At 62.5% G+C, this 21,053-nt stretch carries 18 protein-coding genes; 10 read left to right on the forward strand and 8 right to left on the reverse strand.

From position 1 onward, the window contains the following. Positions 1–37: 37 nt before the first annotated feature. Positions 38–676, reverse strand: coding sequence for a tRNA (adenosine(37)-N6)-threonylcarbamoyltransferase complex dimerization subunit type 1 TsaB (tsaB, locus tag GLL_RS22060; protein ID WP_164929495.1), 639 nt, complete (start codon positions 674–676; stop codon positions 38–40). Beyond that, complete coding sequence (locus GLL_RS22065; RefSeq protein ID WP_011144270.1) at positions 673–1,539, reverse strand: class II aldolase/adducin family protein; 867 nt, start codon at positions 1,537–1,539, stop codon at positions 673–675. The genes tsaB and GLL_RS22065 overlap by 4 nt, the downstream gene beginning before the upstream one ends. Before the next feature lies 1 nt (position 1,540). Here GLL_RS22065 and GLL_RS22070 point away from each other — a divergent pair, with 1 nt between their 5' ends. The 8 genes from GLL_RS22070 (at position 1,541) to GLL_RS22105 (ending at position 7,684) form a co-directional block, all read left to right on the forward strand. Then, entirely contained in the window at positions 1,541–2,359 is an 819-nt protein-coding gene (locus tag GLL_RS22070) for a Tab2 family RNA-binding protein (protein ID WP_011144271.1), read from the forward strand. A gap of 119 nt (positions 2,360–2,478) precedes the next feature. After that, entirely contained in the window at positions 2,479–2,838 is a 360-nt protein-coding gene (locus GLL_RS22075; RefSeq protein WP_011144272.1) for a hypothetical protein, read from the forward strand. A 28-nt stretch (positions 2,839–2,866) separates the two neighbouring features. Beyond that, complete coding sequence (locus tag GLL_RS22080) at positions 2,867–4,381, forward strand: stress-responsive protein Ycf46 (RefSeq protein WP_011144273.1); 1,515 nt, start codon at positions 2,867–2,869, stop codon at positions 4,379–4,381. Positions 4,382–4,494: 113 nt separating this feature from the next. Then, positions 4,495–4,872 carry a DUF1257 domain-containing protein gene (locus GLL_RS22085; protein WP_011144274.1) on the forward strand — a complete coding sequence of 126 codons (378 nt, stop codon included), beginning with the start codon at positions 4,495–4,497 and terminating at the stop codon, positions 4,870–4,872. A 174-nt stretch (positions 4,873–5,046) separates the two neighbouring features. Continuing rightward, positions 5,047–5,640, forward strand: coding sequence for a Uma2 family endonuclease (locus tag GLL_RS22090; RefSeq protein WP_011144275.1), 594 nt, complete (start codon positions 5,047–5,049; stop codon positions 5,638–5,640). Positions 5,641–5,983: 343 nt separating this feature from the next. After that, the gene (dps, locus tag GLL_RS22095; RefSeq protein ID WP_011144276.1) at positions 5,984–6,556 is read left to right on the forward strand and encodes a DNA protection during starvation protein; all 573 of its coding nucleotides are present in this window, start codon (positions 5,984–5,986) and stop codon (positions 6,554–6,556) included. 7 nt (positions 6,557–6,563) lie between these two features. Continuing rightward, positions 6,564–6,941 carry a Rieske (2Fe-2S) protein gene (locus tag GLL_RS22100; RefSeq protein ID WP_011144277.1) on the forward strand — a complete coding sequence of 126 codons (378 nt, stop codon included), beginning with the start codon at positions 6,564–6,566 and terminating at the stop codon, positions 6,939–6,941. Between the two features lie 11 nt (positions 6,942–6,952). Further along, a complete protein-coding gene (locus GLL_RS22105) occupies positions 6,953–7,684 on the forward strand; it encodes a pentapeptide repeat-containing protein (RefSeq protein ID WP_011144278.1) in 732 nt (243 codons plus the stop codon). 284 nt (positions 7,685–7,968) lie between these two features. On the opposite strand, the gene GLL_RS22110 is transcribed toward GLL_RS22105, so the two are convergent. Continuing rightward, on the reverse strand, positions 7,969–9,252 hold the full coding sequence (locus GLL_RS22110; RefSeq protein WP_011144279.1) for a homoserine dehydrogenase: 1,284 nt from the start codon (positions 9,250–9,252) through the stop codon (positions 7,969–7,971). A gap of 581 nt (positions 9,253–9,833) precedes the next feature. Here GLL_RS22110 and GLL_RS22115 point away from each other — a divergent pair. Both GLL_RS22115 and GLL_RS22120 read left to right on the forward strand, forming a co-directional pair. Continuing rightward, the gene (locus tag GLL_RS22115; RefSeq protein ID WP_231848274.1) at positions 9,834–12,560 is read left to right on the forward strand and encodes a TonB-dependent receptor; all 2,727 of its coding nucleotides are present in this window, start codon (positions 9,834–9,836) and stop codon (positions 12,558–12,560) included. A gap of 157 nt (positions 12,561–12,717) precedes the next feature. Further along, positions 12,718–13,800, forward strand: a complete 1,083-nt coding sequence (locus GLL_RS22120; RefSeq protein ID WP_164929496.1) for a nucleoid-associated protein — start codon at positions 12,718–12,720, stop codon at positions 13,798–13,800. 4 nt (positions 13,801–13,804) lie between these two features. Here GLL_RS22120 and GLL_RS22125 read toward each other — a convergent pair whose 3' ends face one another. From GLL_RS22125 to GLL_RS22145, 5 genes are all read right to left on the reverse strand, one after another. Then, positions 13,805–14,665: a hypothetical protein gene (locus GLL_RS22125; protein WP_164929497.1), complete on the reverse strand. Its 861-nt coding sequence runs from the start codon at positions 14,663–14,665 to the stop codon at positions 13,805–13,807. A gap of 38 nt (positions 14,666–14,703) precedes the next feature. Beyond that, the gene (locus GLL_RS22130) at positions 14,704–15,954 is read right to left on the reverse strand and encodes a hypothetical protein (protein ID WP_011144283.1); all 1,251 of its coding nucleotides are present in this window, start codon (positions 15,952–15,954) and stop codon (positions 14,704–14,706) included. A gap of 112 nt (positions 15,955–16,066) precedes the next feature. After that, on the reverse strand, positions 16,067–17,797 hold the full coding sequence (locus GLL_RS22135) for a glycosyltransferase family 4 protein (RefSeq protein ID WP_164929498.1): 1,731 nt from the start codon (positions 17,795–17,797) through the stop codon (positions 16,067–16,069). Then, positions 17,773–20,124, reverse strand: a complete 2,352-nt coding sequence (locus GLL_RS22140) for a glycosyltransferase family 4 protein (RefSeq protein WP_011144285.1) — start codon at positions 20,122–20,124, stop codon at positions 17,773–17,775. The genes GLL_RS22135 and GLL_RS22140 overlap by 25 nt, the downstream gene beginning before the upstream one ends. Continuing rightward, positions 20,124–20,963 carry a methyltransferase domain-containing protein gene (locus tag GLL_RS22145; RefSeq protein ID WP_164929499.1) on the reverse strand — a complete coding sequence of 280 codons (840 nt, stop codon included), beginning with the start codon at positions 20,961–20,963 and terminating at the stop codon, positions 20,124–20,126. Before GLL_RS22145 ends, GLL_RS22140 begins: the two co-directional genes overlap by 1 nt. Positions 20,964–21,053: the final 90 nt, after the last annotated feature.

The raw sequence follows: 21,053 nt of genomic DNA on the forward strand, positions 1-21,053 counted from the left end.
CATCGTCGCCCGACACCCGCCATGGACGCAACGTTCCTCAATCAGGTCCAGGAACAATGGCTCCGGGGTGGATGGGGGCTGCCCGCCCGTACAAAGGTTCCACCTCGAACCAACCGGGGCGCAGGCCGCCCTCGAAGCGTGCGCGTGCCAGATGCATCAAGGCGGCGATGGGCGGCTCGGGCACAGCATCGCCCGCGATCACCCGGCAACCGGGCGGCAAGATGCCCTGCCAGGCTTCCCAGTGTGCTTCGAGGACCAGTTCTACTTCCCGCAGAGTTATCAAGACACTGTCGGCGCGCTCGTAAAGGGCGGCGTAGCGGTCGCCGCGGCGGGCATCCAGCCAGACGGCCACCGAACCGTGGCCTGGGTGGGCCGCCGCCAGAGCTTCGAGCGCATTGACGCCCAGAAGCGGAATAGCGAGAGCCTGGGCAAGGGTGCGCGCCGTCACCACCCCCAACCGGGTGGCCGTAAAGCTGCCGGGGCCGATGCAGACAGCGATCCAACCCAGCTCACTAAAACTCCGGGGAACTAGAAAATCCTGCAGCCGCACCTGCAACGTCTCGGAAAGGGCGCGTCCCTCCGCGAACAATTGCGTTCGCAAGTTCGCCCCATCCCAGAGGGCAAGGCCCAGGGTGTCAGTGGAAGTGTGCAGGCCCAGCCCGGCGGCGCCGCTCAACTTTCGAGCAGATCCGGCTGTTCGCGGACGATGCGATCAAAGAGCGGCTGGAAGCTGAACCAACCCTGGTGGTGGCTGCCCACCTGGCCGCAGGCGAGGCGGGCCTGGTGCGGATCGATCAGCGCCGGCTCGCCCGCCGCTTCGGCCAACAGCTGCACCTGGCAGGAGCGGTCCATGGCGATGAACCACCAGGCTGCCTCATCGACGCTGCGGCCGACGGTCAAAAGGCCATGGTTGCGCAGGATGACCGCCTTGTGGGGACCGAGGGCCGCCGCGATGCGCCGCCCTTCGGCAGGGTCGAGGACGAGCCCGGTGTAGTCTTCAAACAGACCGTGGTCCTCGTAGAACGCACAGGCGTCCTGGGTGAGCGGGTCGAGTTTGCGGCCGAGGGTGGACCAGGCTTTGCCGTACATCGAATGGGAATGGGCCGAGGCCACCACGTCGGGGCGATGGGCGTGGATTTGCGAGTGGATGGCGAAGGCGGCGGTGTTGAGCGGGCGGTCCCCCTCGACCACCGCACCTCCAGCGTCGACCAGCAGCAGGTCGCGCACGCGGATGTGGCCGAAGTACATCCCGAAAGGATTGACCCAGAAGTGGTCCGGCCGCCCGGGGTCGCGGGCGGTGATGTGCCCGGCGATGCCGTCGTCGAAGCCGTAGCGGGCAAACAGCCGGAATGCGGCCGCCAGACGTTCCTTGAGGTGGCGACGCTCCTCGGCCGGATGGGTAAAGACCGGCGGTTCGGGAATGGCCGGTTGCGGGCGGGTGATCGTTTCCATGGCCTTGGGGTGCTGAGCGTCGGCGACGCGCCGACACCTAAAATTGTGGCACGGAGCGCGGCGGTCCCCCGCGAAAAATGGTTGCACCGTGGAGCTGTGGGAGCTGGATTTTTATCGCTGTCCGCTGGTGGGAGCCGATGGACAGGTGCGCTGGGAACTGCTCGTCTGCACCGCCGAGGGCGGCCTGCTACGCGCGCAATTTTGTCCGGCAGACGCAGCGAACGTGGTGTGGCTTGAAGCGCAACTGGCAGAACTGGTGGCGAGCCGGGGCGGGCCGCCTTTGCAGATGCGTGCCTTTCGCACCGCCGCCTTCAACCTGGCGGGACCGGCCTGCCGCCGGTTGGGCATTCCCCTGCGCCATAGCCGCCGGGCCATCGCGGTGCAGCGCCGGCGCGCCGAACGCGAGGAGTCGCTGTACCCGCAGATGCCGGACTACCGCCCACTGCCCCCCGGCGTACCTCAGCAAAAGGCCGTTCCCGCCCCCATCCCCGACGCCCGGCTTCCGGATCGCTGGGGATTTAGCGCCCTGCCGGGAGCCGAACTGGGTCAGCTGCGGCAACTGCCGATTGCTTACCTCGAAGTGCCCCTCCTCGCCGGTATCGACGCGCCGGTGCCCGGGGTGTTTTTGTTTTCCAGGCGCGACCGCGACCTTGCCTCCTGGCTCGCCGCCCGCGAACCGGTGAGCCTGCAGTACACCCGGGCGGAAATCGACGGGCTGATACTGGAGGCGGGCCTCGACGAGCGTTGGATCCTCGCCACCTTCGACGACCCCGGCATGCGCGAGCGGGGACGCCAGTTCGCCGAGCGGCTCGCGGGAAGCCGCGGGTTGCACTTTCTGGCGGTCCAACCGGCGGAGGGCAGCCCCCAGATCGCAGGCTTCTGGTTACTGCAGACCCCCAACGCCTGACAGGCTACCGGCGCAGGCGATCCCCGTTCACCGACTTCTTTGTAAAGTTTGATAAACTTCGTGCTGTCATACTGTTTGCGGCCTGTAGTATGGGCGGCATCCCAGTCAGTTGCATCCCGATGAAGGGATTTGAAATGGACGACAGCAAGCACAAAGTCACGCTCTACCTGCCGCCGCAGTTGCATCGCCAACTCAAGATCAAAGCCGCCGTCGAGGAGCAGCCGATGTCGGTGCTCGCCGAGCGCGCTTTGCAATTTATGCTGGCCCACCCGGAGGCGGTCGAGGCGACCCACGGCCGCGCCCACCGGGTCTACCAATGTCCGGAATGTCGCACCGCCGTGGTGTTGCGCTCCGACAACCTTGAAGCCCTGCCGCGCACCAAGGCGATTCTGGCCGACGCGTCCATCGCCGAAGCCGCGGCAGGCGTTCCCGAAAGCGGCACTGTTCAGGAGCGCGAAGAGTTGTCCCTGGTGCACTGAGATCCTCCCGGCCACGCGGTGAATCGCCATGCAAGAGTTAGAAGTTCTCATCCAGGCTCACTACCCTCTTATCTATCTGCTGACTCCGGAAGAGGAGCGCGCAGAGCAGGCTATCGCCGCCATCTCCCAGCTGAGGCCGCCGCGCAAGATCTTCTTGTGGACGGTAACCCACGGCATCATCGAGTACGGCCGTCCCCGCACGCTCACCCAGCACAACACGGTATCGCCCGAGGCGGCCATCGAGTGGGTCACCCGTCAGCGCGAGCCGGGCATCTTCATCTTCAAAGATCTCCATGCGTTTATCGAGTCGGCCTCGGTGACCCGCTGGCTGCGCGATGCGATTGCAGGCTTCAAGGGGATGAACAAGGCGATCGTCTTGATGTCGCCGGTGCAGCGCATCCCGGTCGAACTCGAAAAGGACGTGGTGGTGGTCGAGTTTCCGCTCCCGACCATGGGCGAACTCGACGAAGTGCTCAACACCCACCTCAAAAACGGCAGCTTCACCCGCACCCGGCGGCTGAGCACCGAGGGGCGCGAGAAACTGCTTAAAGCCGCCCTCGGGCTCACCAAAGACGAGGCCGACAAGGTCTACCGCAAGGCCGAAGTCGTCTCCGGACGACTCACCGAAGCCGAAGTCGACATCGTCCTCTCCGAAAAAAAGCAGATCATCAAGCGCAACGGCATCCTCGAATACCTCGAATTCGACGACACCATCGACTCGGTCGGCGGACTCGCCGAGCTAAAGCGCTGGCTCACCCAGCGCTCCGACGCCTTCACCGAGCGCGCCCGCCAGTACGGCCTGCCCCAACCCAAGGGCATGCTGATCCTGGGGGTGCCCGGCTGCGGCAAGTCGCTGATCGCCAAGACCACCGCGCGGCTGTGGGGTCTGCCGCTGCTGCGCCTCGACATCGGCCGGGTCTACGACGGTTCGATGGTGGGCCGTTCGGAGGCGAACCTGCGCAACGCTCTGCGGGTGGCCGAATCGATTTCGCCGGTGATTTTGTTTATCGACGAAGTGGACAAGGCGTTCGCGGGGGCGGGGGGTTCGTCGGACTCAGACGGCGGGACGTCGATGCGGATTTTCGGTTCGTTTTTGACGTGGATGCAGGAGAAGACCTCTCCGGTGTTCGTGATGGCGACGGCGAACCGGGTGGAGCGGTTGCCGAGCGAGTTTTTGCGCAAGGGCCGCTTCGATGAAATCTTCTTCGTCGACTTGCCCAACTTCGAGGAACGCAAAGAAATCTTCCGCATCCACCTTGGCAAGCGGCGCGAGGACATCGCCCGCTTCGACATCGATTCGCTGGCGGGGGCCTGCGAGGGCTACTCGGGAGCCGAGATCGAGCAAGGCATGGTGGCTGCGATGTACGACGCCTTCGCCCAGGATCGCGAATTTACCCAGTTCGACATCCTCGCGGCGCTCAAGTCGACGCTGCCCCTGTCTCGGACGGCGACCGAGCAGGTGACGGCGCTCAGGGAGTGGGCCAGGCATCGGGCACGCCCGGCCGCGTCCATGGTCGCTGAATACCAGCGCATGGAGTTCTAAACATGCCCAGAGGTACTGATTCAGGAGGTGGTCGCCCCGCTTGTTGAGCAATCCGATTGCTAACCATCCGGTTCCATTTCAACGCTTACCTTTCATTCCTTCAGGAGGAAACCATGTCTCATTTCAGCACTCTCCGCACCAAGATCACCGACGCTGAGATCCTCAAGTCTTCGCTGCGCGACCTCGGCATCACCGTCAAGACCGTCGCCGATGTGCGCGGCTACAACGGCCAGCGCGTGCGCGCCGACATCGTCGCCACCCTTGACGGCGAATACGACCTGGGCTGGTCGCGCAACTCCGACGGCTCCTTCGATCTGATCGCCGATCTCTGGGGCGTCGCCAAAAAGCACAACCAGACCGAGCTCATCAACTCGATCAACCAGAAGTACGCCGTCAACAAGACCCTGGCGGAAGTCAAGCGCACGGGCCACTCCGTGGTCTCCCAGAGCGTTGGCGCCGACGGCTCCTACAGGCTGACGATTGGCCGCTAACCCTTCTTCAATCGCGTTCCCAAAGCGGGCCTGTGGCCCGCTTTTTTATTGGCTGCATTAGAGAAAGCGGATGGTGATCTGCGAACTTTTGACCGTCGAGACACCGAGGCGACGTTCGGCCATGCGGTTCTGGGCGGCCAGGCACTAGGATTGGGAGTAAACGACCGGCCCCACATGATGCACCCAGAACTGCGCGATCCCACAGCGGCCATGCCGGAGCAACGACTCACCCTCTACGGAGTGAGCTGGCAGGAGTACGAGATCTTGGGAGCAACCCTGTCCGATCGCCCGGGATTGCGGATGACCTATCTGGAAGGAACACTGGAGATCATGACCACCTCCCGTGAGCACGAGGCGCTGAAGACTACCATTGCGCGTCTTATCGAAGCTTATGCGGAAGAAATGGATATCGATCTCAATGGGTACGGCTCGATGACCTTCAAAAAAGCGGCCAGACAGCGGGGTCTGGAGCCGGACGAATGCTACTGTGTCGGCGCCATGGGCGACATTCCGGATATTGCCCTCGAAGTGGTCATTACCAGCGGCGGCATCGACAAGCTGCGGGTCTACGCGGGACTGCGGGTGCCGGAGGTGTGGTTCTGGCAGGACGGCGTTTTTTCGCTGTATCACCTCGAAGGCTCCGAGTATCTGCCGATTGCAAGCAGCCGATTTTTGCCGCAACTAGATTTGCCAAACCTGAACCCATTTGTCGATCCCAACAACCAGACCCAGGCGGTCAAAACCTACCGCCGAACACTTCGTGCTTGATCTCCCGCCTTGGGCGAACTCGGCGGACCTTGCCGGAAGGCTGCCCGCTTCGGTTAAGTTTTTTGCAACTTCGGCGCCGGTTTGATTAGACTCATTCAAGATTAGGTTGTGTCTTCAACTGCAGCCTGTCCACCGAACGCATCGCTGTTGTTCACCGGCATTTTGTGTGTCCTGCTTTTTCGCGATGACGACCGGTAGCTATGGACTGGTTGTATTCGATAACAACTGTCTGATTTCTTGCCGAGAGAGCCATTGACTTCTGGGGCATTGTTCCTGGGAGCGCTGTCGGTGGATCGCATCTGTGAATTGGCAAGTTCCAATTGCCCAATAAGGAGTTGAAATCATGGCCAAAGTAGCACGCGAGATGGTAGAAAAATCCGGCGTCAACGTCGATGAACTCGTCGCAAAGCTAGTACGCGCCGCTTCTGCGGAGTTTACAACCTACTATTACTACACGCTGCTGCGCGCCCACGCGATCGGCTTTGAAGGTGAGGGACTCAAGGAGATCATCGAGGATGCCCGCCTGGAGGACCGCAACCACTTCGAAGCGCTTTTCCCGCGCATCTACGAGTTGGGTGGAGATCTGCCCCGCGACATCCGCGATTTTTCTGATATGGCGGCCTGCGCCGATGCGTATCTGCCTGACAACCCAAACGATGCCCGACAGCTCCTGGGGGTCTTAGTCGAAGCGGAGCGGTGCGCTATCCGCGTCTACACCGAAATTTGCGACATGACCTTCGGCAAAGATCACCGCACCTACGAGTTGGCCCTGGCTATCTTGAACGAGGAAATTGAGCACGAAGCGTGGTTCAGTGAATTTTTGGGCGAAGGGCCTTCCGGCCACTTCCGGCGCGGCACCCCAGGCGAATCGCCCTACACCAGCCGCTTCCTGGTCGTGCCGAACGGCCACAACTAGGCGGCCGGTGCAGTACCTCGCCGTGGCCTACACCCGGGATATCCCGGCCGGCCGGGTATACCCGGTGCTGGTGGGGGGACGGGAGCTGATTCTTGTCCGCGACGGGCAGGACAATGTATACGCCCTGGACGGCCTCTGTCCCCACCGGCACCTGCCCCTGGCGGGGGCCGAGGTCTGGAAGGGAGTGCTCGAATGCCCCTGGCACCACTTCCAGTACGACGTGCGCACCGGGGAGAATCTCTATCCGCGCCGGGTCTATCCGGCGCAATTGGCTGCCCGCCTCGGCGACCATGTCCGTCCCCTGCGCATTTACCCAGTGCGCACAGTCGATGAGCAAATCCAGGTGGGGATGCCGGAGGCAGGCGGAACCCCACGGTTCCCTTGAGAGGTTGCACGATGGCAGAACTGGCAAGACATCAGATTGTCCTGAGCATCATCAACACCCCGGCGGGCGCAACGTTGCGCTTTCGGGGCCTCAACCTCGCCGGTCTCGATCTGTCGGGAGGATTGGATCTATCGCGGGCCAATTTTTCGCTTGCGGACCTGAGCGGGGTACAGCTACAGCAGGCCGACCTGGAGCAGGCGCGCTTCTGGAAGACGGATCTGCGCATGGCCGATTTGCGGCACACCCACCTGGCCGGGGCGATGCTTGCCGAGGCGCGTCTGGCGCGGGCCAACTTGCGGCAGGCCGACCTGCGGGGGGCAAATCTGCAGGGGGCGAATCTGGCCCATGCGGATCTCAGTGCAGCGGATCTCACCGATGCCGCCCTGCAGGGAGCGGACCTCGCCGGGGCGATCCTGGACGATTGCAAACTTGAAAGGGCAGATTTGAGCGGCGCTGTGCTGACGGGCGCCAGCCTGCAGCACGCGGTCCTCATCGACGCCAATCTGCACGGAGCGAGACTGACGGGGGCGGATTTGCAGGGGGCGCACCTGATCGACGCCACCTGCACCGGCGCGGATCTAAGCGGCGCCAGCCTGCGGGCGGCGGATCTGTCGCGGGCCGTCCTGGTGGACACGGACCTGAGCGGAGCGAACCTGGCTGGAGCCGATGTCACCCACACGGACCTGCGCCGGGCCATCCTGCGCAACGTCCACTGGGACGGCCCTTCCTATTCGCAAAGCTGAGCCCTTCTCCTGGGCAGCTACTGGGCAACGAAGCCCGCTACCACGACGCTGATGGCCCACAAAATTGCCATGGTCCCGAGTACTACGCCGGCGTCGGGAGCGCCGCGCCAGGGAAATTTGTTTCTGTTCATTGCCGTCGCCTGAGCGAATACTCCCTTCAGGATAGCGGCCGATTCACGTTGTGCTACGAACGGGCCTTCTGTTCGTGGTAGCTGGAGATCTTCTCGTAGACCTCCTCGGGGCAAGTCAGTTCTTTATAGACGTTGCAGGCGGGGGGATATCGCTCAGCCCTCGGGCAGAACCCGGATGGCGGTGCAAAAATCCTGCACCTCGCTGCTGGCGCGCAACTCGGCCAGGGCCGCCCGCAGGCGCGCTTCCGCCACGTCGTGGGTGATGATCACCAGTTCGGCGGCGGCCCCGCGCGGGTTCTTCTGGACGATCGAGGCAAGGCTCACCGAGTGGCGACCGAAGATCTGGCCGATATGGCCGACCACCCCCGGCCGGTCGAGGGCGCGCAGGCGGATATAAAAGCGGGTCTGGACTTCGTCGATGGATAGATAACCAGGCGGCGGTTGGGCAAAGTCGGCGGGGGTGGGTCCGGCGGGCCGGTCGGCGAGGATATTGATCAGATCGGAAATCACCGCGCTTGCGGTGGGACCGCCCCCGGCCCCGGGACCAAAGAACATGATCGACCCCACCGGTTCCGCCTCGATGAGCACCGCGTTGTAGGCACCGTCCACCCGGCTGAGGGGATGATCGACCGGCACCAGCGTCGGGTGCACCCGCAGATCGAGCCGTCCGTCCGGGCAGCGCTCCGCCAGGGCCAGCAGTTTGATCCCAAAACCCAACTGCTGGGCGTTGATCACATCGGGCAGATCGATTGCGGTGATCCCCTCGCGGTAAATCGCCTCCAGAGGCGGCAGCGGGATGCGAAAGGCGATGCTGGCCAGGATCGTGAGCTTCTCCTGGGCGTCGGCCCCCTCGACGTCCGCCGCCGGGTCGGCCTCGGCGTAACCCAGGGCCTGGGCTTCGGCGAGGGCCTGGGTGTAGGCCATCTGGCGGGTGGCCATCTGGGTGAGGATGTAATTGGTCGTGCCGTTGATGATGGCCGTCACCGAGTGGATGCGGTTGGCCCCCAGGCACTGCTCCAGCGGTTGAATGAGCGGGATGCCGCCGCCCACCGCCGCCTCGTAGCGCAACTGGCGATTTTGGGCGCGCGCCAGGGCGAACAACTCCTGGCCGTGGCGGGCAAGCAAGGCTTTGTTCGCGGTGATCACGTGCTTGCCCGCCTTGAGCGCCGCGGTCAACAGCCGGTAAGGCAGATCCACTCCCCCCATCACCTCGGCTACCACATCCACCTCCGGATCGCGCACCAGTGAGAACGGGTCGTCGGTGAGCGGGGGCAACACCGGCAGGTCTCTGGGTCTTTCGAGATCGCGCACGGCCACACCCACTACCTGTACCGTGCCCAGCCGCGCGTCGCGCCCGGCCGTGTCGTGCAAAATACGCAGGACGCCGCTGCCGACCGTACCCAGCCCGATGAGTGCCAGACGCAAGGGGGTTGCCATGGTCCTCCGCCAACCGTAGCAGGCTATCACAATCCCACCGGCCCCGGCACCCGGCGCGGCTCCCCAGCCCGGGTACATGCGGGGTCAGAAATTGGAAGCCGTATTGCAGTACTTTATGCTCGCCGCAGTCTGGCGGATCGGGAAGCGGCCGGTTTCTGTTACTTAGATCTGTAATTCCAAATGGTTATCCAGTCGATTCCAGCATTGCAGGCAGGCGCCTTTTATGTCAGAGATGCTGCACAAATTGGCTACTCAGTGGTCTTGGCTACAATACCGCATAGGGGTGATGGGTATCGTTAACCACTAAAGAGAAGGTAGGTCGCGTCCTGAGAGGCCAAACTCTCAGGCTGTGTGATTTTTGCGCCGACAGCGGTTTAACTGCAGGTGCAATTATCTTCCTGTCCCCCCACCCGTTAGTGCTTTGAAGGTTGATAAAGCGATTCCATTTTGGAATCTTTCATCAGAATATGCCGATGGCAGAGCTGTTTGCCCGGCTTCCAATTGGTGTGCCTGTCCGCGAGCAAGATTGGTTGATTGATTTGTGAGGAGCAATCGGGATGAACAAGAGAATCGGGAGTGGAATGGAGAGTCGGTTTGTAAGCGCGCTGGTATTGCTTGCGGGTTCGTTCACCGTGGGGTGGACGAGCGCGGTGTCTGCCGAAGTGCCCCCCCCGGTACTGGCGCGGGCGAGCGCACCGGAGCCTATCCGCGCGCAGGATTTGCTGCGCGAGCACACCGGCCGCCAGGCGATCGATTTGAAGGCGGTGCCGTCCGCGTGGGATTGGACACAGCCGGTCATTGAACCGCAGGTGGGCCAGGCGCCCCCCGCCGCTCCAACTCCTGCGCCGGCCGCTACTGCGGAGGAGCCTGCCACCGCCCAGCAGACCGACGAAGGCGACTTTCTCGACGAGGTGGCGGTGACGGCGACCCGGCGCCCCACCCGGGCGCGCGATTCCACCCAATCGGTCAATGTCATCAAGCGCGAAGATTTTCAGGCCCAAGGGGCGGTGACCGTCTCCGACGCGCTGCTATTGATTCCGGGCTTCAACAACTCCACCCCGGCATTGGGTGGCCAGAGTAATTTGAGCGCCAACTTCCTGCGCGGTTTCGGCGACACCCAGTATGTGGTGTTGCGCGACGGCGTGCGCCTCGGATCGCCCTTTAACGGCCGCTCGGATGTCTCCGCGCTGGTACTCGACGACCTGGAGCGCATTGAGGTGATCACCGGCGGTTCGACGCTGCGCTACGGTTCCGGTTCGGTGGGCGGCGTCATCAACTTGATCACCGAGACGCCCAAGGGACCGCCCAAACTCAGCCTCAGCTACCAGTACGGCAGCTACTCGTTCAACCGCTTCGTGGGCAAGTACTCGGGCGGCGACGATACGTTTTCCTACAACTTGATCTTTACCGGCATCGCCGCGGGCAACAATTACCCGTTCGGCTTCACGCTGCCCACCTCGCCCCAGTTTTACGGCCCCAACGACGTGGTGACTGGTTCCAGTTGTGTCGGTCCCCTGGGTCGAGCCTGCGGGGACGGCAGTTTGCCCAACGGCACGAATCTCTACGGTTTTCTCAAGCCCGAGGTCGGTCCACCCACCAAGGTGCAGGGGATCAACGATCTCTCCCACGTCGGCAACGACAACTATATGGGCAAGTTCACCTTCAAACCCGACACCGACAACAAACTGACCCTGCGCCTCAATCAGCACAACCTGAGCATCGGCGATCGCAGCCCCGGCTACTTCGACTACAACATCTGCGGCTTTTTTACCGGCCCCACCACCACCTCCAACGGCACCTACTTCAACAACGATTTCGGCGTGGCGGCGCGCTTTTTGCCCCTCAACGCCCAGGGCCAGGAGGTGCGCTGTCCAGTGCAGACTTATCTGCCGGTCACCCCTTCCTCCACCCTCGCTTTTCCGTTCAACTACTCCCGAAATTACGCCGGCAATCTTTCCGTTCCAACGGGCACCGCCTTCCCGCAGGCAGAAAGAGCCCAGGGCGACGACTCGTTTTTCAGGCAGCGTAGCCTGAGTGAAACGGAGGCATCCCTGACCTGGGATTGGGATATTTCGCCTTCGCAGTCGGTCAACAGCTACCTCGCGTACTACAAGCAATCGCTGAACTTTTTCCGGCCCAACCTGTACTACTACAACACGGACGTCTTAGGCGGTCAGGCAGCGAACGGTCCCACCGCGAGCGGCGTGGGCGAACTGCAGGTCGGTCCGGTGTTTCGCCCTTATATCGAAGGCCAGCGCTTCGAAGTCCAGAGCACCTACAATGTCCAGCTCTCGCCTGGGCAGATCCTGAGCGTCGGCGCCAACTTCGTGCAAGACCGGATTTATGTGCAGACCAACACCGACCGGGACGACTTTAATGTGCTTACGGTTTCGTATCAAGACGTCGCCACCAGCCGTACTTCGATCTTTATCGTCGATGACATCAGCTTCAGCGACCTGCTCAAGACCAACTTCGGAGTGCGATACACCTACAGCGACCAGTTCGGCCAGATTCTCACCCCGGCGGCGGGGGTGCGGGTGAACCTGGCCAATAACCTGTCGCTGCGGGGCAACTACTCCCAGGTCTTCAACGCCCCGAGCCTTAACAACCTGTATATCAGCACCGGCACCTACGGCCAGAACACCGGCATTCCCAACCCGAACCTCAAGCCCGAGACGGGGATCACCTTCGACGTGGGGGTCGACTACAGCCCGCTGCGCAACCTGTTTGTGAAGCTTACCTACTTCAGCACCTACGTCGACAACACTTTCCAGCGCCGAATTTTCCTGAACCCGAACTTTACGCCGGGCAGCACCACCGAATCGATCATCATCGATCAGACGATCAACCTGGGCAGCCGCCGGGGTAACGGCATCGAATTTTCGGCCGACTGGCGCTTTGCGGATCAGTGGCAGCTTCGGGCGATCTGGACGAATGTCGACGCGCGCCCCTACGGCAACTATTCCGACGACATCGATAGTTTCACCTATCCCAACTTCAAGGAGTACCAGGATTACAACATCCCCTACAACAGCGCAATTGGCGCCCTCACCTATGCCAACAAGGGGCTGACCGCCACGCTTTTGGCCCGCTACGACGACGGCAAGTACCGCTTTCGCGGGGACAACAGCACCCGGGTACCCTCGTGGTTCACCCTCGACCTCAACGTCGAAATTCCGATCACGCCGCTCTTTACGCTCACCGGCAGCGTCTTCAACCTCACCGATACCCAGTACGAATACCTGGATGCCAACCCCGCCCCCGGCACCACCTTTCGGATCGGCGGACGCTTCGACATCGGTGGGTAGGGGCGAATTGATCCCGCAGCGTCAATAAAAGTAGCGACGCTCATGAGTTTGCTGCAGTCCACTCCTTGCCCTAGCCGCCCACTTCGGTGCGCGGCTACTTTTTTTGGAAGCACGGGGGATAATCGTTCTAATTGCTGTGGACAGGGGGCCAGCTTCGATGCGCTACCCGGGTGAGGTTCGCGTTCAGCAACTGGTCATTCATGTGGTGGACCCGCACCGCGACAACGTCGTTTTCTCCGAGCGAGATGTGCCCCTCGACGGCGCTGACCGTCTGGTCGAATACTTCGGCCACCACATCCGCAACTCGCTGCAGGACCCGGTGGCCGGGGCGGGCCGCTTCGAAGCGGATAACGGCTGTGCGACCTTCGCCCTGTGCCGGGCGATGCTGCACGAGGGTCTCGATCTGATTGGCGGCTCGGGCAAACTGGCCGGGCAACTGGCCGAAATTATCCGGCGCAACCGCAGCATCTCGCCGGGGGTGCTGGTGGCGGGGTTTTATACCGACAGCGGGCGGCCCGAAGTCCCCCGGTTTCTGGCCCTGCTGAAGATGGACCCTTCCCAAGTGTTTCGCCACGTCGTCGAGCGCGAGGCGACCACCGGTAGACGCTACGTGCGGCTTGCCCTCGAAAGCGACGTGTTGCCCAGCGAGCGCGAAAAGCTGCAAAAATGCGCCTTCGTGCAGCCCCTGGAGCCGCGCCACGCCGAGTACGACATGCTCCTGCTCGACCGCCAGACGCGCGTGCCCACCGAGGTGCCGGTGGCGAAGTTCTTTGTCGAAGGTCTGCTCGGGGCGAAGCTCGCCCTGGATGCCCGTGCGCGCACCGACCGGCTCTTCAAGGGACTGATGGGCGCCTACAACGATCTCAAGTCGGTACTGCCATCCGGGCAGGGCGAACAACTGCGCCAGGCCGTCGACGCGGCGGTGCGCCAGAGCACCATCGACCTCGAAGACTGGCTGGAAAGCCTGCCCTTGGCCGAAGAGCACAGGCGGATCATCGACCGCCACCTTGCGGGGCAGCATCTGAACGAGCGCACCTTCGACATCGACCGGACCTACGGCCGCAGCCTGCTCAAAAAGCGAATCTTTCGCGGGGATCATCGCCTGCGCGTCGAGGTGTCGGCGGACCCGGACAAGGCCCAACAGGTGATCCAGAGCGCCGAGCGCATCGAGATCCCCGGTACGCTCCCTTACTACCGCGTGGTGCTGCACACCGAGCGCTGGGACGAAATCGCCCAGTGACCACTCAGCGCAAGTAAGTGGCAGGCAGCACCGCCCGACACCAATCGTGGGCCTGCGCGAACAGTGGGTGCTCCCGAAAAAACAGCACCGCTCCGCGCCCCTTTTCGATCGCCAGATTCCGGTTGCAATAAAAAGAAGTTTCGCCATCGGTGCCGGTGGTGTACAGCACGATGTGCCAGTGGTAACCCCGCCTGCGCATCTGGGCCACCTGCTCGCCCGCTTCCCAGTTCAAAACCGGTTTGTCGCCGTACTCGCAGGCCACCACAGCACAACCCAGTTCGCCAAAATCCTGCAGCAGCGGCAGGGCACTCGCCTCCGGAGCCACCCGCACCAGACCCACGGCGGTCGTCGCCCGCGGCGGTGCGGCGAGAACTTCGAGGGCGAAACCCGCCTCCTGCAAAAACGCCGCCGCATCGTCGTCGGCTTTGGCGGTCACCGCCGCCGTGCGCGCAGGCAAAAAACTGTACAGATGGGCAACAAGCGCCAGCACCGGCCGGGGCGAATCCGTCAGACGGACGATGATGGGGGTGTCCCCCGGTTTCAGCCGCTCGGCCGGCGCTCCCGGCAGTGGGTTCTGGCCCGCAGCCAGTTTCTCCAGCGAGGCGGTCAGACGCTCGGCTTGCTTGTGCTGCGCCTCGGCCTGAAAGGCCTGGAAGGCCGAAATTTTTTGAAGGAACATCTCTTGATCGAGACTCTCGCGGCTCTGGCTGTCGACTAGATAGGTGCTTGCCTCCAGCGAAGTCGTCACGCTCTTGAGCGTCGTGTTTGCCGCGGCTTCGATGGCCTCGACCCGTTCGAGGATGCTGTCGAGCTTATCTAAGAACAGATCTTTGATCGTTTTGATTCTGCCCAGAAACGAAACCATTCCACGCTCCTGTTTCACGCCTGGCCCCGACGCCCCGTTCATCGTCCGGCCGCCCCGCCCAGACGGGCAAAGCGATCGTCGATGGGACGGCCCGCGGCGAGCGACCCCCAGATCCACTCGTCGGTGCCCCGGGCGGCAAAGGCGGGGGCAAGCCTCGCGGCGTTCTCGCGCAAGCTGCGCTGGGTGGCGGGCTCTGTGACCCACTCGACCGCCTGGCGAAAACTCGCCGGTTCGTAGGCGCTCACAGTCCCGATGCCGCACTGGGTGACAAAGCGGGCGGCGGCGGTCTCGGGACTGCCCAGCACGATAATCGGGGTGTTGGTCGTGGCCAGAATGAACACAATGCGGCTGGGAAGGCTCAACCGGGAGATGGCCGGGTTGTCGTCGAACGCATCGAGCGTCCCGGAGGGGACCACCGTAAACATCCGGCCGCGCAGATCGGCCACCAGGCCCGCCTCGGTCGGGATGGGCGGCTTGAGCAAGATGCCGTCGCGTTCGAGGGTGGCGCGGTCGGTCTGCTCCCGGTCGAGCCAGGAGCCGCCCGTCCAGTACCAGTGGACTTGGATCCCGGTGCCGCGCACCGTCTCGCGCAACATCGCAAGCCAGCGATCGCTCCAGATGTTGCCGATGATTGCCCCGATGCGGGCCTCGGTGCTATCCGGCGCGGGTGGCCGCGCCTCGCGCGACAGCAGGGCGTCGGGGACGACGGGGGGCACAAAGTGCATGGGCAGGTCGTATTTGGCCTGGTAGGCCCGCTGCAGTTCGGGCGAGATGGCCAGCCGCAGACCGGACTTGCGCAACAGCTCTCCCATCAGTCCGTCCGGGATCGTCTGCACCGAGATGTTCTGGTCGTCCATCACCCAGACCGCGAGCGGCACGTCGAACAATTCTTTGATCGCCAGGGCCGTCATCACATCTTCGACATAATAAGGAACGCACAGGATGCGCCGCGGTTCGATACCCGCCAGGACGCGCATGACATTGTAAAACGCCTGCAGGCGCGTCCCTTCCGGGTGGGAAAGGCACAGATCCACCGCCCCAAAGCGTTGTTCGCCGCCATAGATATTGCGCGAACGGATCGAAAGGACATCCGGGCAATGGCCGAACAGCCGGTCGATGAGCACCCCGGTGCCGTGGCGGCCGTTCACCTCGTTGGGGGTGATAATCACATCCATGGCGCTGCCGTGCGCCTTGGGCGGCTCGGCGGTGACCCGTTCGAGCAGCGAGGTGAGCTTCAAGCGCGCCTCGGCGTTGTCTTCGATAATCTTGACGAGTCGCTCATCCAGCATGGCGTGCGCCTATGGGCGGTAACACTTTATCACCTGCGTCCATCGGCAAGCCATGGCGCACCGGGTGCCCCATCTGCCGATGTCGCTCAGCGGCCGGGCAGCCCAGGGCGTCTCACGGTTCTTTCTTTTGCTCCTCAATGCCTGGAGACATATCGGTGTCTATCCCCAACTTATTTTTCAGCTCAAACCAGGAGTTGCGCAGCTGCCAGAATTTACTGCTTTCCATGCCTGCGATTTGTTGTTGCAACGCCTGCCGGGCATAGTGGCTCCGGTCGAGCTCTCCCCGCGTCTGCCACAGCAGACCTTGCGAGTCCCAGTAATCCTTCCGGGTCGCCTCTAGTTCCTGCCAGGTCTCATGCAGTTGCTGCCGGGTCTTCTCGAGCTGCGAGCGCAGATCCTGCACCTCCAGCCTCAGGCATGCGGACTGCACCTGCTTGGCCATCGCGGCAAAAGTCGGGCCGCTGGTTGTCTCCACCGCCGCCTGGATTGCTGCATCCCGCGCGGCTGTAGCGGTCTGTAAAACCGACCGCGGCTGATCCAAGAGCACGTCGCGGTACAGCTCCAGATACCGGGCCGCCTCCGTCGTCCCCGCGTAGTGCGCCTCGATCAGTCGGCGGCCCTGCCGGCCGTACTCGGCCAGTTGGGGATCTTGCAGGCACTCGCCGATCGTCCTGGCCAGGGCCTGCACATCGCCCACCGGCACCAACCGACCGTGCACGCGATCTTGCAGCACGTCGAGGGTGCCTCCCGCAGCAAAGGCAATCACTGCCGTGGCGCAGGCCATCGCTTCTAGCAGCGTGTTTGGCAGGTTATCTTCCAGCGACGGCAAACAGAACAAGTCGGCGGCAGCATAAATGCGCCGCAGTTCCTCGTCGGAGCGGATTTCGCCCAGGTGCACCACCGGCAGATCCGCCAGATCCAAAGAGCCGATGTAGCCAAAACACCAAAGCCGAAGGGTCTGGTTTTTGATGCGTTCGTGGAATTGCGGCTGCTTCAAAAATAGACGCAAAGCGGCGATCATCTCGGAGAAACCCTTGCGGCGCTCGGTGCAGTTGTGGGCGCCAAAGAGAATCACTTGAGAGTGCGCCTCCAGGCCGAGGGCGAGTTTTGCCTCCGGCTTGGCGACGGGAGCGAAGATAGCCGTATCGAGGGCGTAGGGGATGACCTCGATACGGCTGTGGGCAAAAAATGTACTTGCTCTTGCACAATCGGCCAGCCACCGGCTGGGGGCGACCACGACAAAATTTTTGCCGTCTAAAAAGTCGATTTTGTCCTGCAGCAGCATGGCCGGCAACTGGTAAGGATCGTCCTGCAGTTGCGGGCAGTTGCGGCAATACTCGCGATAGCCCTCGCACCCTGCCGAGAAATGACAGCCGCCGGTGAAAGCCCACATGTCGTGGAGAGTCCAGAACACCGGCTTGCGGTGTGCTTCGACAAGCTTGCTCAGGGTCACAGGCGACTGCCAGCGAGCCACCCAGTGCAGGTGCAGGATATCGGCGGAGGTTATTGCGGCCACGCTGCTGAGATCGACGGCGGGATAGGGCAGCGTAAAGATCGTATTGGACAGATCCGTCCGGTTGTGATCGATGTAGTACGCCTGCACCCGGGCCAAATCGTCGAGCGTCTCCAGTTGCGCAGAAGCTTCTATCGGCAAGACAGCCCGCGTGCTCGGGTCGTCGGAGTGGCGAATGCGGACGTGGAGCGTCGCATCCTGGCCCAGCTGCAGCAATCCCCGATGCAGCCGGTAGGCGGCCCGGGCGGCTCCTCCCTGGAGATCCCAGGTGCTCAGCGACGCGACGCGCAGGGTGTCGCCCGCGATTATCTGCGGGGGGGTGTTTGCCATGTCGGTCTCAAAAGTTTCTTGAGCCGCAACCATTGCCCGCGCAGCTTCCAGAACTTGCTGCTTTCCATGGCGGCAATTTCTGTCTGCAGTCCTTCGCGTTCGACCTGGGACTGCTGCTTCAAGTCGGCGTAGAACTCCTGCAGGCTGTGCACGTACTTCCAGGCTCTCTCCAGCTCGCGATAGTTGCTTTGCAACTGCTCTGCCGCCGATTTTTGAGAAGTCACCAACTGCTGCCAAGCCGTCAACAACAAGAAGAATTCGCGAGGCGACCATGTTTGAACAGGCAGGCGGGCAAGGCAGGTGCGCAGAAAAAACTGCTCCCTCACCGCAAGAACCGCCCCCGGCTGCGCTGCGGGTGCCCGGCCGCAGGTGTAGAGCGGGTAGGGATAATGGGCGATCTGCGCGCCGCCGGCAACGGCTCCTGCCAGCCATTCCAGACCGGCGGCGGGGCCTTCTGCCACCAGCGGCGCGAGCGATTCGACCAGACGGCGCTCGTAGAGGCCGCAGGGATAGGCAAGCTCCACCGCCCGCAACAGACCGTTTAGAGAAACGGGAATCACATTGACGGCGCGCTCGGCCCTCGCTTGAGCGAGCGCCGGGCTGAAGACCGCCTGAGCGGAGACGGCCGCGCTCAGCAGCACCTCGAGGGCGCCGGGCAACAGTTGGTCTGAAGCCGCGAGTACCAGCAGATGGGTGCTGCCGGTGCGCGCGAACCAGTCGCGGCACTGTATCCCGGTTGCTGTCATCACCGGCGAGTGCAAGAAGGTGTACCGGTCCCGGGGCAGGGTGTCAAGCTGGGCTTGAAAATCTTTGTCCACTGGACAGGCAAGCAGAACGGCCACCGCCTGCAGCTTCCGGGTTTGGATATCCAGGCTCCGGAGGCAGGTGGACAGAGCCGAGCTGCCCTCCCGGCAGAGGACGAGCGCACTGACGGTGGCATCGCGATCCTGGTTCAGGGCGGCCGGTCGCGCACCAACCTGCGCAATGTGCTGCAATTTTTGCTGTGTCAGGCTCTTGTTGAGTTCCTGCAATCTGACCGCATCCGGGATATCCTGCACCGGTGCCGTTTCGGCCAGCGCCAGCTTGGCGGCTCGAGCCAGCGAGCGCGAGTCTTTGGGTGAAAACCAGTGCACTCCCTGCGAGCGCCCCAAAAGCCCCAGGGTTTCTCGAAAACCGCCGGTATCTGAGACGATGAGTTGCACGGGCAACTGTCCCATCTCCAAAGCCGTGTTGGGAAAGTTTTCTTGGTGGCTTGCCAGAACGACGAGCGGGTGTTCCAGCGCGTGGATGAAGCGGATGGCCTGATTACTGAAAAAATCGGAGTGGATAGAAAAACTGACAACACCGGCAAGTTGGTCCTGGATGTACTCATCGCTTGTGCGGTTGACCAGCTCCGGGGAGTTCAAAAAGACCGATTTGCCGACAAATAAAACGTGCAGCTGCCGCCGGATTGGCTCGTCGAGCATTTTGAGCGCCTCGACGAACGTACAGAGCCCTTTTCGCTCTTCTAGCCGCCCAAAAAAGACCAGCGGTCTGCGGCCGATCCCCACGGGCTCCCCGGCCGACACGGGCGGGCCGCTCAAATGAACGATCGGAGCGCAGTAGGGCAGATGAATACCGCGCTCCGTTCGCCAACCGTAACTGGCGACCCGGTCGCGCAGGTAGTACGAAGGAAAGTAGGGCAGGTCCGCATTCTCGAACGTGTACTGCTGGCAGGCACTTACCTGCCAGAAATAATCCAGGTTCTGATCGTCGAATCGCTCGTTCGCTTCGCAGACCCATTCGTGCCCACCGTGCAGGGTAACGGCCACTGTGCAGGTCTTGGGCAACAACCGCGCCCGCTTCGCCTGGATGGTGTCAAACCCGAGGGCCATCATCTCCGGGAACTCGACGAATATCGGCGTGTCCGCAAAGCAATGGGCAATTGCCTGGACAAACAGCAGGCAGCGAAAGCTCTCTTCGCGCACGACATCTGGTTTGAAAGCCGCCAGGAGCGCTTCGTGCACCGGCTGGAGAACCAGCACCTGCTCGGCCTCCCGGGTGGAGTAGATGCGCCGGACGGCAGGCAGAGTAGACCCGCCGCCAAACGTCTGCGAACCCCCGCAAAGCAGCAGAACGACATGCCAGCCCTGGGCGGCCAGCTGTTCGCTCAGGGTTTTGTAATACGTTCCGACGCCGCCATTTTTATAGATGCCTTCGTACTCGCTGGTGGCGAGTACAGCGATCTTCGCCGGCCTGCTGCCGTTGCCGGCCTCGTCCCAGGACGCTTGGAAGGTCGGGGTCCATTCGCTGCAGCCCACGCCGGCCGCCCATCCACTCGTGTTCATCAATGTCTTTCCTGACAGATCGTAGGAGCCGCTTCCTCAGCGTGGAGCACTTGGGGGCGGCCCTCTTGAAAGGGGTAAAGCCACTGGCGATCTGCCGAGACGAGCGCTTGGCCATCGCCAAGAAGCGGCTGGTGGCTCCGCGGACAGGCCAGAAGTGGATAGAACCAATCCGCTTCGGTACTTTCGATGGCCTGTCGATAGCAGCTTTGCGGTGTACTTTCTCCCCCCGGCTTCACCACAACTGCGTAGTGGGTGTTGTGGGTATTGGGGCTGTTACCCCTAAGCAACTTGCCTTGTGAGAGTGCGCGGATGAACCGCAGCCACAGGGGACGCAGAAAGCCGTGGGGCCGGTTGGCTTCCAGGTACTCCCACAAAAGCCAGGCAATCGTCTGGCCAAAATGATGGACATGGGCGGTCTCAACCACCTCGAACCCGGCGTACCTCATCAATTCCACCAATCCGCTTTCTGTAAAGCGGACGTAGTCGTGCGGAGAACTGTGCTGAGGTTGCAAAAAAGGAACGGCAATCACTCCCATCCCGCCCGGGCGCAGTACCCGGTAAAACTCCTGGGCCACCACCCATGGAAAGCGGGTGTGCTCCAGCACGGCGATGCTCACAACCGTATCGACACAATCGTCGCGTAGGGGTAAGCCGTGCAGATCGGCGATCACATTCGGACAGCTGTCAGGAACAATGTCAATGCTGAGGTGCTTCTGGCCCAACTGGACCGCCCGCCAGCCGGAGCCGGCATTGAGCACGATTCCTCGGCAATACTTCAAGAATGGGGCAATTTCCTCTTCGATCGCAGGCCAGATGATCGGGTAGTCGCTATCGGCCATACATTTCAGGCTTTTCTGTGTGGTTTGCGGGGGCGTAAGCATTATAAGACGTTGATCAAAGTTGTGCAAAAGCCAATTCAATCTCGGTAT

Origin of the sequence: Gloeobacter violaceus PCC 7421 (assembly GCF_000011385.1) — a bacterium.
Classification (GTDB): domain Bacteria; phylum Cyanobacteriota; class Cyanobacteriia; order Gloeobacterales; family Gloeobacteraceae; genus Gloeobacter; species Gloeobacter violaceus.

Excerpts from the sequence above, each read along its gene's own strand:
- GLL_RS22110 (WP_011144279.1), bottom strand. The coding sequence starts at position 9,252 with ATGGCAACCCCCTTGCGTCTGGCACTCATCGGGCTGGGTACGGTCGGC.
- GLL_RS22140 (WP_011144285.1), bottom strand. The coding sequence starts at position 20,124 with ATGAACACGAGTGGATGGGCGGCCGGCGTGGGCTGCAGCGAATGGACC.
- GLL_RS22080 (WP_011144273.1), top strand. The coding sequence starts at position 2,867 with ATGCAAGAGTTAGAAGTTCTCATCCAGGCTCACTACCCTCTTATCTAT.
- GLL_RS22125 (WP_164929497.1), bottom strand. The coding sequence starts at position 14,665 with ATGGTTTCGTTTCTGGGCAGAATCAAAACGATCAAAGATCTGTTCTTA.
- GLL_RS22075 (WP_011144272.1), top strand. The coding sequence starts at position 2,479 with ATGAAGGGATTTGAAATGGACGACAGCAAGCACAAAGTCACGCTCTAC.
- dps (WP_011144276.1), top strand. The coding sequence starts at position 5,984 with ATGGCCAAAGTAGCACGCGAGATGGTAGAAAAATCCGGCGTCAACGTC.
- GLL_RS22135 (WP_164929498.1), bottom strand. The coding sequence starts at position 17,797 with ATGGCAAACACCCCCCCGCAGATAATCGCGGGCGACACCCTGCGCGTC.
- GLL_RS22130 (WP_011144283.1), bottom strand. The coding sequence starts at position 15,954 with ATGCTGGATGAGCGACTCGTCAAGATTATCGAAGACAACGCCGAGGCG.
- GLL_RS22105 (WP_011144278.1), top strand. The coding sequence starts at position 6,953 with ATGGCAGAACTGGCAAGACATCAGATTGTCCTGAGCATCATCAACACC.
- GLL_RS22090 (WP_011144275.1), top strand. The coding sequence starts at position 5,047 with ATGATGCACCCAGAACTGCGCGATCCCACAGCGGCCATGCCGGAGCAA.
- GLL_RS22120 (WP_164929496.1), top strand. The coding sequence starts at position 12,718 with ATGCGCTACCCGGGTGAGGTTCGCGTTCAGCAACTGGTCATTCATGTG.
- GLL_RS22085 (WP_011144274.1), top strand. The coding sequence starts at position 4,495 with ATGTCTCATTTCAGCACTCTCCGCACCAAGATCACCGACGCTGAGATC.
- GLL_RS22145 (WP_164929499.1), bottom strand. The coding sequence starts at position 20,963 with ATGGCCGATAGCGACTACCCGATCATCTGGCCTGCGATCGAAGAGGAA.
- GLL_RS22115 (WP_231848274.1), top strand. The coding sequence starts at position 9,834 with ATGGAGAGTCGGTTTGTAAGCGCGCTGGTATTGCTTGCGGGTTCGTTC.